Here is a 14047-nt window from a genome sequence, read left to right on the forward strand (position 1 = left end):
AAGGCCCGTTAACCCCGCACCTGAGGCATCACAATGTTTACTCTGTTCCAGCGAAAAAAGCCCACGCCACCACAGCCAGACCCTGTCATGCCAGAAAAAGGGCTGCTCCAGCCAGAACCCGCTGCGTCCTTGCTGGACACACCTCGTCGGCAAAAACTGCTGGAGCATATCTGGCAGCGCACCTCACTCTCTCGCAAGCAATTCACCACACTTTACCGCAGGCCTCTGGAACGCTACGCAGAGCTGGTACAGTTGTTTCCCGCCTCTGAAACGCATCATCATGCTTACCATGGCGGCATGCTCGATCACGGACTTGAAACCGTCGCCTTTGCATTGAAACTACGACAGTCCCACCTGCTGCCGGCAGGCGCACCTCCGGAAGATCAAGCCGCTCAATCAGAAGCCTGGACTGCGGCCATCGCTTATGCTGCCCTGCTCCACGACATCGGCAAGATTGCCGTTGATCAGCACATCGAGCACGAGGATGGCAGCCTCTGGCACCCCTGGCATGGACCGCTGAAACAGCCCTACCGCTTTCGCTACCGGGATGACCGTGAATACCGCCTGCACGGAGCCGCCACTGGCTTGCTCTATCGGCAAATACTCGATAACCACATCCTCGACTGGCTCAGCAGCTACCCTACCCTCTGGACTTCGCTGCTGTATGTGCTTGCAGGCCAATACGAACATGCCGGCATGCTGGGAGAACTCGTCATCCAGGCCGATCGCGCTTCGGTGGCTCAGGAACTGGGCGGAAATCCCAACCGCATAGTCCTGACTGCCCCCAAGCAGGCGCTACAGCGCAAGCTACTCGACGGGTTGCGTTACCTGCTCAAGGAGGAACTGAAAATCAACCAACCCCAGGCTTCGGATGGCTGGCTGACAGAGGACACACTTTGGCTGATCAGCAAGACCGTCTCTGACAAACTGCGTGCCCATCTGCTGTCACAGGGGATCGAAGGCATTCCATCCAATAACACGGCTGTGTTCAACGTGTTGCAGGAGCATGGCGTGCTGCAGCCAACCCAGGATGGCAAGGCCATCTGGAAAGCCACCATCAGCAGTGCATCCGGCTGGACACATAGCTTCACGCTGTTGAAGCTCTCCCCGGCATTGATCTGGGAGGCATCCGAGCGTCCAGATCCTTTCACAGGAACGGTAACGATCGAAACCAGTTCCCCCGATAGCAGCGACGCGATGCCTCTCGCACCTGAACCCGCCGTATCGACATCTCCCGCTCACCCCATACCCGTTCTTGCAACAGCACCGTCCCCCGCAACACCACACGATGTCATGGAAGACATGCTCGCAATGCTGATGCCAGCCGAAGCGCCCAACACTGCAGCGTCTTCCAGTGCGTCAAGCGCTGCACAACCCGCATCCTCGCCACCTGATGACACGGATGAGCCCATGTCGCCACAGGCCTCGGATACATCATCACAGCCCGAGCCTGCCAAACCGCTTTCGAGCGAACACTTCATGGTCTGGCTGAGGGAAGGTGTTCAATCACGCAAGCTCATCATCAACGATGCCAAAGCAATGGTGCATACTGTGAACGACACGGTCTATCTTGTCAGTCCGGGGATTTTTCAACGCTATGCGCAGGAGCACCCAACAATTGCCACCATGGCAAAACAGGAGGGATTACAGGATTGGCAGTGGATTCAAAAGCGCTTCGAAAAGCACCTGGTGCATCGCAAGCAGCACAACGGATTGAACATCTGGACATGCCAGGTGACAGGGCCAAGAAAGACCCGGCGGCTGCACGGTTACTTACTCACAGCCCCGTCGAGCGTCTTCGCGGAGCAACCACCCAATAATCCATACTTAACGCTTCTGGAGAACAAGCCAGCTTAATCATGCAATCCGGCACCACGCTACACATGTGCCCCGTTCTCAAAACGCTTTGACACAATACCGTCAATACCTGATCCCTTGCCTGAGACATTTACGATTGAACGTACGCTTGGGTATATTCAGACTGTCTGCGGCCGCCTGACGGTCGCCACCGAACTGCCGTAGCCTCGCTTGCAGGATGGCAGCCTCCCGTACACGTACGGCGAGGCGCAAATCAGCTATGTGCTGAAAATCCTCTCCCTGCATCCGTTCACTTGCCAGCCGTTTCTGCGCCTCGGGTGGCAATGCCTGCATGGTGACCTGCTGGCCGGAGAAGGTGTGAGCGCAAGCAATCTCCAGCAGGTTGCGCAATTCCCGCACGTTGCCAGGAAAGGCGTACTGCATTAACTGACGCAAGAATGACGGCTCCAGCGTCACCGCTGCTTTCTGCTCCCGTTCACAGCACTGCGCGATAAAGTAGCGGCACAACAGCGGGATATCCTCTGCACGTTCGCGCAGTGGCGCTACATGCAATACGCACTGGCACAGTCGGTGGTACAGATCCTGGCGGAATGCACCATCTGCTATGCGCTTTTTCAACAAATGATGTGTGGCGGCAATCAGTCGGAAATCCGAATGCACTTCCTGCACCGCGCCAAGAGGACGAAAACACCGGGTCTCCAACACCCGCAGTAACTTGGCCTGCATGGCAAGCGGCATATCCCCGACCTCATCCAGAAATAGCGTGCCACCATGGGCCTGCGCCACCAGACCAACCTTGTCGCTCAGGGCATCTGAAAACGCCCCTTTCTGGTAGCCGAACAACTCGCTTTCGATCAGATTCTCAGGGATCGCGGCACAGTTAATTGCCACAAAGGGCCTATCGCCCCTGACAGAACATTGATGCAGCAGGCGGGCTACCACATCCTTGCCTGTACCCGTTTCACCCAGAATCAATACTGACAAAGAGTGCCCAGCCGCTTGTCCGACCTTCTGTTGCAGCGCCCTCATATATGACGACTGACCGATCAACACATCCTGTATGCGTTTTATCAGAGCTTGCTGAAACGCTTCACTCCGAGCGCGTTTGACAGAAGCGCTGAGCATTGACCGCTGATGCAGCCCTCCCGATCGCTGGCGCAAAAGTACCATCTGGTTGCAGAATATCTGAACCAGCTTTTTACCCTCACCACCGTCGTGCCATTGCTGTAACCGCTCAGGTGTATCCAGCAGCGCCAGTATTCCCAGCACAGTGCCGCTATCCGATAACACCGGTATGGCATACAGCCCACACGCTGCTCCCAGCTCCGACAGCATCTGCTGAAAGGCCAGATGCTCAATACCCGCACCACCATTCAACGATGGCCAGACATGTGCCTTGTTCTCATGCAGGGCATAGGCCAATGGGTGACTGAAATCATCCACATCAAGCGTCATCACAACGGACTCGCCTGTCGCCTGGCCTTGGCACAAGAGTTGCCTGCCGCTGCTATCAACCAACCCAAGTATTGCTCCCTGGGGTCGCCAGTAAGATGCCACCATAGACAAAAGCCAGTCACACACCTCAGCCTCAGTATTCTGGGCAGTCAGCGTCAATGCCAGATCAAGCCGGGATATCTGCCCCGACTCTTTACCGTTTTTTCTCCGCTGTTCCTCTTTCGGCAATTCTTTGCATTCAGACACCGCCATCTCCTTGCCGTATTTTTTATTCCTTTACGTTTATAAAATAATTTATCCACCCGAGCGAATTGATTTTATTTTACTTGAAAACCGCCAAGCATCGCCGCCCATGAAACACAGGAACACCTTCAATCAACAAAATCTACTCACCAAAAATTGAAAAACAACCAACACCATCATTATTATTTTAACACTTAATAATTAACGACCTTACGAACATAAAACCCATCGACAATCCATACCTCAGAGACAAGCTGGAACAGTGGGATAAATTTATTTAAAACAGCATAATCAGTATTTCAGACAGATTACAGATGGCATAAAAATAATGCTCACTGCGGAGAGCAGCAAGCATGGAGTGAGCTTGATCAAGTTTTTAATATTAATTAGCTGATGACTGCCAAATTCCGCCAGCAAAACCTTCCGAGTCTTTAATTCTAATTGTTTGGTTTGACTTATACTTTCGTCCATCCAAATCACAATATTTGATTTCTACAGTCAGACTGACTCCATAGCGCCAAAATTTTTGTTCATCAGCGCAAGTATAACCAAATGAATTAACCATACTTCTTCCGTTCAACAGCAATGGAATCTCGCCGTCATCCGAGAAACACCTCATCACGTCAGAATATATAGAATTCGTAGTTTTATTCTCTTTAACCCATTCGGACAAACACGCATCAATATCACTTTCTTTCACACGAATACGAACATTCGTAGCAGGTCGATTTCCTGTGTTACTTAGCACCAAATTGTAGGCAATTAATTCACTACCACCAGCATGAGTCTCGACTGCCGCCGACACGATGGGTCGATTTGACTGAAACCAACTTCTTCGAGTGAACACAAATGACACAAGCGATATGCTAACAGCCAATAAAGATAAAAACAAAGATATGATAGTGATCCAACCATCCAAAATCGGTATCGGCATTTCTGGTTCCTCACATATTAATTTCAGTTGGTTTATCAGATAATAGAAAATCAGCCCGGTGACAGAGTGAGGTAAGTTTACCGTCGCGGTGGTGAGGCACCTCGTCTATGCGGCCACCGTCCCGCTGGTAGCGGAGTCTTCACTGGTCTAATCGCAGCGTTTGCTTATACAGCATCCAAACGGGGCGTAGCAGCAGTACCAGTGCCCACGCCCAGGGGTATCCACAACCCGGAGCGTGTTGCGGTTGTCCCACACACCTGCGGCCAATAGCCCAACTGTGGGATCTGCTTGCGTATCAGCCACCCGGCATCGTCATATTGGTAGTGAGTGTTGTCCTGCTGGGTGAGGCGTCCGGCCTGTCATTCGGTCAGCCCTATCACACCGTGCGGTAGGCCGCTGTGGGTATAGCGATACTAACAAGCCTAGAACCTGTCAGCCCAATCGGGAATATCCATTTTCTCAAATTGTGATGCCGCAGGCATAACGCCTCTCTCAGTTTTTACCCCTCGAAAATCACAATTTACAAACTTAGTCCCAGAAAAAATGCAATTAACAAATCTAGAAGCCCTAAATTCAACCCGATTAAAAACAGCCCCAGTAAAATCACAATCAATAAACTTCACACGCCTCCCTCCATATTCCAGCCCCAATGTGCCACCAGAAATCTTACTGGATGAAAAATTAACTCTCTCAAAAACAGAATCATTCAATTTTGCAACCAATTTCACATGAGTAAAATCACACCCCACAAAATTAGATTCAACCATAACACATCGATCCATGACAGAATGAGAAAGATTGACATCACAGAAAAATGCATTACTCACGCTTCCAGATATTTTTGAATATGAAAAATCGGAGTTTACGACTCTGGCTTGATACAGGCTTTTCGACTTCAATGATTCAATAAAAGCATCTGACCCTATTTTTATACCAGACAAATCAGCGCCTTCTATATCAGCACGATTACTGCATATAGAGTCAATATGATTTGATACGCTAGCCAGGTAGCCTTCATCTTTCCATTTTTTCAAAATATCTTTATTTTTCATTGCGCTGCCTAATGTATTATTGGGGATATAATATCTGCCAAACCTTCATACTTCTTGATATCATTTATTTTTGAAATTCCGCCAATATCAAATATTGCAGATGACCCATCCAAATCAGGGAAATAGGCATCAGGCCTCATTCTTCCAGAACCAGGAATAGTCTTATCAAAAGAAGCACCTGGAACATCTTTGTATTTCAGAGTCATCCAGTCATGCATTCGCCTGTCTATAATTCGACCACGAAGCATAGCTGCAAAATTCGGATTGCTTTTTGCGTACCCTCTATAAGCTTCAGCAAGTCGACTATTACTTGACGTCAACCATCTATCGACAGCCGCAGCTTTTCTGGTCGTCATCTGCGAAATCTCTTTCTGAATTTTGAGTGGGCATTCGGCCAACCCGAACGGATCAACCCAACCCAACGGGTTATGTACATAACCGTAGTTACTCTCACCGCCTAAAATACCGATCGGGTCTGGCGAAATATAACCACCACTACTCGGATCGTAATAGCGGAACCTGTTATAGCATAAGCTACTTTCAGCGTCACGGTACTGCCCTGCAAATGCCAGCCCCGGATCAAGACTTTCAGTATTATCTGTATAGCGCTGGCCCCATAAATTGGTGCGCGGAGCCTGCCAGCGAAGTTCGCCTTGCGGATTAAAGACCGCCTGCGGTTCACCATTATGGCCGCTAGTCACAAAATCCGTTTCCCAGTTCCCCGCCACAGTTTGGCGCTGCTGCACCAGCAGTTCCCAGCCGTTATTTACCCAGTGACGGCGACTGATTAGCTGATTGCCACGGTGATGACGCACCTCGGCTACCTGGTCGCCGTCCCACAAGTAGCGGATGTCTTCATGGGTCTGGTCGCAGCGTTTGCCGATACGTCGTCCGAACGGGTCGTAGCGGTAGAACCAGCGTTCACCCGTTGGTGTATCAACAACCCTGAGCTGGTTGCGGCTGTCCCAGCGGTAATGCCACACCTGCGGCCGATAGCCCGGCTGCACTACCTGTTTGCGTATCAGCCTTCCGGCCTTGTCGTACTGATAGTGAGTGTTGTCCTGTTGGGTCAGGCGTCCGACTTGCCATTCAGTCAGGCGGGTGGCGTCCTGTGGTAATCCGCTACGGGTGTAGCGGTATTGCTCTTCGGTGTTGACGCCACGCCCCGCGCCGCCGCTCAGTACTGACAGCACCCGTCCGCTGGCATCGAGTTGATAGCCTGCCGCTTCGCGGTTGCGCCGGGTGCCGGTCAGGTTGCCTGCACCGTCGTAGAGGTATTCACGGGTCTGCACTGGCTGCAGGCGACCATCCACCGCCTGGCCGCTCATTTCCCGCGTCAGCCAGCCCATGGCATCGTATTCACGGTGCTGCATAAAGCCTGCATGGCTCTGTCGAGAAGACTCTCGACCCGCACCATCGTGAACCAGCGTCAACTCCGCGCCATCCGGCAACTGTACCTGGCGCAGCTCTCCCGTCGCTCGGTAACGGAAAGTGCTGGTCAGTGCTGCGCTGTCTTCTTCGCCTTCCCAGTGCAGGCTGCGGGACACGGTGTGCGACTCTCCCCGGTATTGGCGTCGGATTTCCGTTCCGCTGTTCCGCTCCTGCACCACCCGGTCACGCTCATCATATTCAAACTGGATATGACTGGTGGAGGATGTCACTTCAATCAGCCTGCCTGCCGCATCGTAGCGGTAATGCAAGGTGTCGTCCGGCGCAGTTTCCTGAATCAGCAGTCCACGCCCGTCATACAGAAAGTGGCGAGTTTCTCCTTCGCCATTGCGGATGCTGATGCAGTGGCCGTCTTCATCATAGCTGTAGCGGGTTTCCGTCCCCGCCATGTCCCGCTCGCGGATAACACGCGCATCGGCGTCCAGCCACCACTGCCAGCGGTTGCCATCGGGTGCGATAACGCCAATCAGTTGCTGGCTTTCTTTGTCATAGTCGTATTGCCAGGTACGGCCTTCGGCGTCGGTACGTGAGGTCAGCAGGTCGAACGGGCCGTAGCTTTGTGTCCATACCGCGCCGTTACCGTCGGTGTAGTGCAGCAGGTTGTTATGTTTGTCGTACTGGTGTTGCTCTTGCTTGTCGTCCGGGCGTATCAGTTGCTCCGGCAGTTTCCAACTGGCGCGGCGGTAGCCAAGGCGATACATTGCCCCATCCGGCCGTGTCCAGCTTGTGAGTCGGTCTTGCTGGTCATAGCGCAGTTGCTGGGTGCGGGATTCCGCATCTGTGGCACTCATCAGGCGCTGCCGATGGTCATAAAACAGGCTGGCCTGCGTTCGGCCCTGTTCGTCGCTCACTTCGGTCAGCAGGCCGTAGCGGTTCCACGCAAACCGGACTTCGCTGGCGTCCGGCCCGGTCAGACTCAGCGGATTGCCCTTGCTGTCGTACTGCCATGCCCAACTTCGGCCCAATGGGTCGGTGATGCCGGTCAGCCGCTCGTAATGATCATAGTCGTAGTGCCACTGGTGGCCGCTGCCGTCGGTAAAGGTATTGACCAGACCGCTGTTGTCCAGATAGGCAAATTCAACGACCCGCCCTGCCGGAGAGATTTCCCGCAGCAGGTTGCCGACGTCGTCGTATTCATAATGGGTGACATGACCAAGCGGGGATTTCTCCCAGGCCATCAGGTACAGGTCATTGAAGCCGTATTCATGGCGCTGCCCCAGCCCGTCAGTCATCACCACGCGGTCGGCCAGGTACTCAAAATTGGCTGTCAGGTAGCCGTCGGCACAGGTGGTGTAAATACAGCGGCCCTGATGGTCATATTCATAACGCGCCCAGGTCTTGTCGTTGTCGTGCCAGCGGGTCAGGCGGTTGTGATTGTCGTAGTCATAGAACAGGTGGTAGGCATGTACGGCATCAGCCTCGACCAGTCTGCCTTGTCCATCCTGCCGATATTCCGCCAGCAGCGTTTTTTGCCCGGTATCGATACGCTGTATCTGGCGCAGAAATTCCCCCTGCCATACCAGCAGCAGCTCAATGCCGTCGCTGTGTCTAATCTTGCGCAGGTAGCCTTTAGGATCGCGAAGAAAGTTGATTCGGTTACGGTGATTGTCGGTAATGGACGACAGCAGCAATTGGTCGCCCAGCTTGATAGTAAAGGCACGCCAGGTCTGGCTATCGCGGTGCCACAGGTGAAAGCCGTTATGGCGCTTGACCAGTTTGAATTCGGGGTATTCAGCGCAGTACACCACCGTTGTACCGATGCCGAAGGTGAAATCAATGTCGTAGCCCTGCGCCAGGGTGAGCGTCACATGGATGTCACCCTGGTCGGTGCGACCAACGGTGGCCACTTCACTCCAACTATCGTGCCAACCATGACCCAGCAAGCCGGTGTATGGGCTACCAGAGCGGTAGGTGCGCTCGAACAACAGTGGAACGGTCTGGCCCAGCTCCAGATCGAGGCGTTTTTCAATGACCTCACCACTGGCGATGTAGACGGGGTCTTTCAGGAAGCCGCGAATGGATTCGGTGACACGCGCCAGTCCTTTACTTTCTTTAAAGCCGTTTTTGGCACACTCCACAGCGCTACGGAGTCCTTCCAAGGCATGTGCTGCGCCCGCTTTCATACCCCGCAGCACCGCCATCGGCCCTTTGGTAAACAACTTGCCCAGTCCCCGGAACAAACCGCGACTGGGGGGCATCAGGAATTCCACCGCGAGTATCAGTGCTTTCTGCCAGCCGCTGAATTCGTCCTCGACCTTGAGTGGCGATTCTTGGCCTGAACCAAAGAACACCGTTGATGCCCCTTCCTTGATCGTGGCTCCACATACGGTTTTGTCGTCCACACGCGCCGCATGGTAGCCCTCAACGAATACCGTGGCACTGCCCTGGGCAATCAGTTGCGGGCCGTTGTGTTTGTCGCACAGAACCGCATCGATTTCCGCACGAGAGACCGGATTACCCTCAACAAAGACTTTCTTCGAACCACCGTCGACCGCTCCTGAAGAGGGCGACATGCTGTCAAACATCGAGGATACCCGCTTGCTGACACCGCCTATCAGGTCACTCAGTCCATACACCAGCGCCGCCCCTGCCGCCAGCTTGACTACCCCCACCACCAGGGCGAGACCCGCCCCGCCCGTGATGCCGGTCAACGCGACCGCACCCGCAACGGCGGCGGCGGCCACGGTAAACGCAGCAGCCGCAATCAACGCCCCGACAGCCGCCCCAGCCAGTGCGCCCCAGAAGCTACTATGCTTGATGGCCTTGCCTGGCGAGGTGGGCGGCTTACCCTGCCCCGGCTCAGGTAAACCCGGTGGCAACTTAGGGCGGTTGCCCGCATGCATGGCACCAACACGTGCAATACGGGAGAGTATTTCCTCACGCATGGCCGCCTGCCTTATCCTCCGGTGTGGCAGGCGATTCAACAGCTTTGAAGGTCTCAATCGCGGCCAGCAGGCTGGCTTTGTTCTCATCACTGAGCACATCGGCGGCGGTAATGGTGAAGGTCAGCAGCAGGTTGCCACGCATCTGCATCACCACCACCTGATGCATCTGACCTTCGGGCGACTGCCAGGTGTACTCAACCCCTTGAGCGGTTTGCCCATCCAGCGTCAGCGTCCACGCCTGCCGCTCTTCATAACCTTTAAGTTGCGCCGACAACTGCGCCAGCGTGTCCTGATACGCCGCATCGGCCGTTTTACCGCCCTCCACCGGGGTGCGGTTGACCACCAGGTTGGTCGTGTCGTCAGGCAGAACAAAAACGTGCAGGGACTCATCACGCCATTGCGCGGGAATGTTCAACGTGCCTTCGTTCATCTGGTACATGTTTCAGCGTCCTTGTTGTTCTTGTGACTTAGTTCAGGTCGATACGGTTGCCGTTGATGGTGACGGTGTTACCCTTGATGGTGATGTCACCTTTATCGCTGATACTGAAAAAACCGATGCCGTTGGCAATCAGGATGCCGCCCTGTTTCGACTGGATAAGGATGTTGTTTTTCACCTGCAGGCTGTCATGGACGTCTTCCGTTGCAGTGGCATCGCCTACAACGGTGCTGCGGCTACCGGAGATGGCAATGGTTTGCTGCCCCTGGATTTCTGTGGACTGGTCTTTGATGACCGACACCGTCTGATTGCCGCCTACGCTTTCCTCATGGTCAGCGGTCACGGTAGTACTGCGGTTATTCAGTACCACGGTGTTCATGTCTTTCTGGGCATGGATAAACACTTCTTCCTGCCCGGCCTGGTCTTCAAAGCGCAGTTCATTGAAGCCCGCGCCCTTGTGCGTTGAAGTACGCAGTGAGGTGCGTGTCTTGTTCGCCGGCAGTGGGTACGGTGACGGGTTGGTCGCGTGGAAGGTACGGCCAGTCACAATCGGCTGGTCAGGATCGCCTTCAAGGAAGCTGACGATGACTTCATGGCCGATACGCGGGATGGCAATCAGACCGTACTGGCCACCGGCCCAGCCCTGACTGACGCGCACCCAGCAGGAACTCTGGTCATCACTGGCCCCGTAGCGATCCCACGGGAATTGCAGTTTGATGCGCCCGTATTCGTCGCAGTAGATTTCCTCACCTGCCGGGCCAACCACGGTGGCAATCTGCGGGCCATCGACCATCGGTTTGTAGGGCAGATCGGCGCGCCAGGTGCTTTTAGCGCTGATCACCTCGAAGCTGTTGCTGTAGGTCGTCGGATCTCCGCCGCTTTCTTCTTCTAGTGCCTGCGGTTGCTGACCGCTGTGGGTAATCGCCACCAGTTGCCAGGCCGCGTTGAGCGTCGGATTGGGGTGTTCAGTCAGGGTAAAGCTACTGCCCGGCATCAGCATCGCGGCATTCGATTCACCGGAGCCAGTCATCGCACCCGCTCTTAACGCATCCAGCCGATAACCGGTAAAGGCCTTGCCGCTGGGGTCTTGTTTGAAGCGACCGGGATAGTCGAAGTGCTGATAGCTTTCACGCTGGTTCGTCAGCTCGCTGCTCATCTTGCTGTGCAGCAGGCCGTAGGCCGGGGTTTTGAAGCTGTAATCCTTGAGCGCGACTTCTGCTGTGCTGACTGCCTCGGCGTAGCGGAAACGTCTGACATACTCGCCTTCACTCAGCCCCTGCGTGGCGAGGTTGAAGAACAGCTCCGGGCCTTTGCAAAGCGCCCCGGCATCATCGGCAAAGACGACCCGGTGTTTGCCTGCTTCAAACTCATGGAAAAAGTACAGGCCTTCCTCAGCCGCCAACCGGGCGACAAAGGCCAAATCACTTTCGCGGTACTGCACACAGTACTCACGTGGCGCGTGATCGTGGCGCAGCGCAAAGGCGTAGTCGGTGATGCCGGACTCTTCCAGCAACGTACCGATAATGGCCTCCGGCTTTTGCGCCTGAAAGATCCTCGCATTGGTGCGCAGCCCCAGCCGCCACAGTGCCGGTCGCACTTCTGCCTGATAACGGGTACGGCGAAAGCCCGTGTCGCCCTGCGCGAAGGCACTGACAATGCCGCTGACCCGGCGCTTGAGTTCGCCTTCGTACCACACCAGCAGCTCACACGGCTGATCCAGCACAGCACCAAAGTCGATACCCGGCAGCGGGCTGGCCAGATTCAGCGACAGCGCAAACGGCTGGTTCAGTGCCTCGCTGAGCTGAAAATCCACCACCGCAAAGGTGCTCTCGGGCAATGCACCGACCTTTACCGTGAACTGTAATCCTGTACTGTTTGCCACACGTCCTCCTGATGCTGTCATCCACACTCAGGCATGGCATGGGCCATGACTCAGTGCAGGAAACCCGGCACAGGGCCGGGTTTGAGCAGCATCAGGCTTCGACAGGCGTGCGCCAGTCGTCAGAGCCGGAGGTTCCGGCAACGGTGTGCTCCCAATCGACCTTGCGGTAGGCCAGAGAGACTTCGATCAACTGGGTGTAATCGAGCTTGGATGGGTCCTGGCAGTGTGGCATCTGGCAGTTGATATCCACGATGGTGGCGTCAGTCAGCACGGTAGAGAAGAAGTGCTCCTGCTTGCCTTCCACAGACGTGCGATACCACTTCAGGGTGACAGTCGGCAGCATTTCACCAGAGGCCAGGGCGTTGTACATCAATGGCACCGCTTTGTTCAGCGCCACGGTGAACTTGAACGGCTTGTGGACACGCTGACCAGACGGCTGGCCAGACTGCGGATCGGTCGGCACGGTGACGACGTGTTTGAATTCCTGTACCAGCATTTCATCTTCATGGCCTTCCACATAGATGTTGCCGACAGAATCAGAGGTGAAGGCACCAGCGGTGATATTGCCCTGCGTTTTACCTTCGATGCTGATATAGCATGGAGTTGGCATAGTCTTGCTCCTTTCCTTGTTGTTGATAAGAAGTAACGCTTCGCCGTTACTCATATCAATAACCATGCCAATTTTTATCTTTCTGTTTTTATTGTTTATTTTCCTAAATCAAATTTCTTCTAAGCCAAATTTGAGCAAGAAGTTGCTCAGCACCCCACGAAACAATGACGATTCTTTGTAAAACTGACTCAGACAGTTGGATTGTTCTGCGAGCTGCGCAAGAAATGGCCTGAGATTCGCGTTTATTCTGATAGTTTTGATTAGTTTTTTAGACTGCAGTCTCTTTGGAAGATTATGGCTATTGATCATCCAATTAATAAAATTAAAACATTAATTTTGGATAAAATACCCGGCAGCGCAAATCCTGTCTGAATCGCCACCCACAACATTGATCTATTTATGGTTATGGCGCAGCAGCAGGATTGACATCAAATAGATATCGTCTCCACGCCTCACAAGAAACGCATCGGCTTGGCTGCACTCTCACGACAGGCAGATTCAATTGAAGCCACTCTCACCAACGGCCAATTCAACAACTTTTTAATTTGAGAAAGCTGCAAATTTCACTTATCTTAATTATGCCTTTGGCAAAATCCATTGGCGGGGATTTGCAGCCCCATAGCGAGTTACCCATCAGCGTTCGCACGCTGATGTGCCTGAGTACGCCCCTGTTATGGCGGTTCAGGCAGGGGAGGACATTGTCCTCGCCGGTTTAGGTAACTTGCCCGGTACTGCAAACCCTGTCTGAATCGCCACCAGCAGTAAGACTCAGGGTTAATTCATATGACAATGAACAAGCAGGACTGGCACAACGCCGATATCATCGCAGGCCTTCGCAAAAAGCAGACCACACTGGCTGCTTTGTCCCGACAAGCAGGGCTAAGCTCCTCTACTCTCGCCAACGCACTCACACGATCCTGGCCGAAAGGCGAACAACTGATAGCCAATGCACTCGGCGTGGAGCCCGCCGAAATCTGGCCTAGTCGGTATTTTGATGATGATGGCAATAAGCTGGAAAGGAAAACCAGAAATAGTTGATTGACTTGCGTTCCACACCAGGGAAATAAGCGCTGTAGAATTCAATTATTATGAAAAGCAAATAGAGGTGATGCCCTCACCTCATAAAATAGTAAAAAAATAAGCTTCCAAAAAACATCAAAAATCGACAGCACGCTTTGCGCCATTAGTCTTTTTATAACACTATCTCTATACTTGAAAGTAGGATTTTATACGTAACATAAGATACTCTCAGCTTAACTGAATCACATCTCTGAATTATTATG

9 protein-coding genes are annotated in these 14047 nt (G+C 53.6%); 2 read left to right on the forward strand and 7 right to left on the reverse strand.

Translation table 11 applies throughout. From position 1 onward, the window contains the following. Positions 1–33 precede the first annotated feature (33 nt). Positions 34–1857, forward strand: coding sequence for a MobH family relaxase (gene mobH, locus LCF41_RS19305; protein ID WP_225085944.1), 1824 nt, complete (start codon positions 34–36; stop codon positions 1855–1857). 63 nt (positions 1858–1920) lie between these two features. Here mobH and LCF41_RS19310 read toward each other — a convergent pair whose 3' ends face one another. The 7 genes from LCF41_RS19310 to LCF41_RS19340 all read right to left on the reverse strand — a co-directional run bounded on the left by LCF41_RS19310 (position 1921) and on the right by LCF41_RS19340 (position 12764). Continuing rightward, the gene (locus tag LCF41_RS19310; protein ID WP_284144965.1) at positions 1921–3501 is read right to left on the reverse strand and encodes a sigma-54 interaction domain-containing protein; all 1581 of its coding nucleotides are present in this window, start codon (positions 3499–3501) and stop codon (positions 1921–1923) included. Positions 3502–3898: 397 nt separating this feature from the next. Continuing rightward, the gene (locus tag LCF41_RS19315; RefSeq protein WP_225085945.1) at positions 3899–4450 is read right to left on the reverse strand and encodes a DUF8453 domain-containing protein; all 552 of its coding nucleotides are present in this window, start codon (positions 4448–4450) and stop codon (positions 3899–3901) included. Positions 4451–4872: 422 nt separating this feature from the next. Continuing rightward, positions 4873–5502, reverse strand: a complete 630-nt coding sequence (locus LCF41_RS19320) for a pentapeptide repeat-containing protein (protein WP_225085946.1) — start codon at positions 5500–5502, stop codon at positions 4873–4875. A gap of 8 nt (positions 5503–5510) precedes the next feature. Continuing rightward, the gene (locus LCF41_RS19325; RefSeq protein WP_225085947.1) at positions 5511–9836 is read right to left on the reverse strand and encodes an RHS repeat-associated core domain-containing protein; all 4326 of its coding nucleotides are present in this window, start codon (positions 9834–9836) and stop codon (positions 5511–5513) included. Continuing rightward, entirely contained in the window at positions 9829–10275 is a 447-nt protein-coding gene (locus LCF41_RS19330) for a DUF1795 domain-containing protein (RefSeq protein ID WP_225085948.1), read from the reverse strand. Before LCF41_RS19330 ends, LCF41_RS19325 begins: the two co-directional genes overlap by 8 nt. 28 nt (positions 10276–10303) lie before the next feature. Then, positions 10304–12154 carry a type VI secretion system Vgr family protein gene (locus tag LCF41_RS19335; RefSeq protein WP_225085949.1) on the reverse strand — a complete coding sequence of 617 codons (1851 nt, stop codon included), beginning with the start codon at positions 12152–12154 and terminating at the stop codon, positions 10304–10306. A gap of 91 nt (positions 12155–12245) precedes the next feature. Beyond that, positions 12246–12764 carry an Hcp family type VI secretion system effector gene (locus LCF41_RS19340; protein WP_014699222.1) on the reverse strand — a complete coding sequence of 173 codons (519 nt, stop codon included), beginning with the start codon at positions 12762–12764 and terminating at the stop codon, positions 12246–12248. A gap of 789 nt (positions 12765–13553) precedes the next feature. Here LCF41_RS19340 and LCF41_RS19345 point away from each other — a divergent pair. Further along, entirely contained in the window at positions 13554–13802 is a 249-nt protein-coding gene (locus LCF41_RS19345) for a helix-turn-helix domain-containing protein (protein WP_025919280.1), read from the forward strand. Positions 13803–14047: the final 245 nt, after the last annotated feature.

Source organism: Pectobacterium colocasium (assembly GCF_020181655.1).
GTDB classification, from domain to species: Bacteria; Pseudomonadota; Gammaproteobacteria; order Enterobacterales; family Enterobacteriaceae; genus Pectobacterium; species Pectobacterium colocasium.

Coding starts and splice junctions, on each gene's coding strand:
- LCF41_RS19320 (WP_225085946.1), bottom strand. CDS start 5,502: ATGAAAAATAAAGATATTTTGAAAAAATGGAAAGATGAAGGCTACCTG.
- LCF41_RS19340 (WP_014699222.1), bottom strand. CDS start 12,764: ATGCCAACTCCATGCTATATCAGCATCGAAGGTAAAACGCAGGGCAAT.
- mobH (WP_225085944.1), top strand. CDS start 34: ATGTTTACTCTGTTCCAGCGAAAAAAGCCCACGCCACCACAGCCAGAC.
- LCF41_RS19345 (WP_025919280.1), top strand. CDS start 13,554: ATGAACAAGCAGGACTGGCACAACGCCGATATCATCGCAGGCCTTCGC.
- LCF41_RS19315 (WP_225085945.1), bottom strand. CDS start 4,450: ATGCCGATACCGATTTTGGATGGTTGGATCACTATCATATCTTTGTTT.
- LCF41_RS19330 (WP_225085948.1), bottom strand. CDS start 10,275: ATGTACCAGATGAACGAAGGCACGTTGAACATTCCCGCGCAATGGCGT.
- LCF41_RS19325 (WP_225085947.1), bottom strand. CDS start 9,836: ATGCGTGAGGAAATACTCTCCCGTATTGCACGTGTTGGTGCCATGCAT.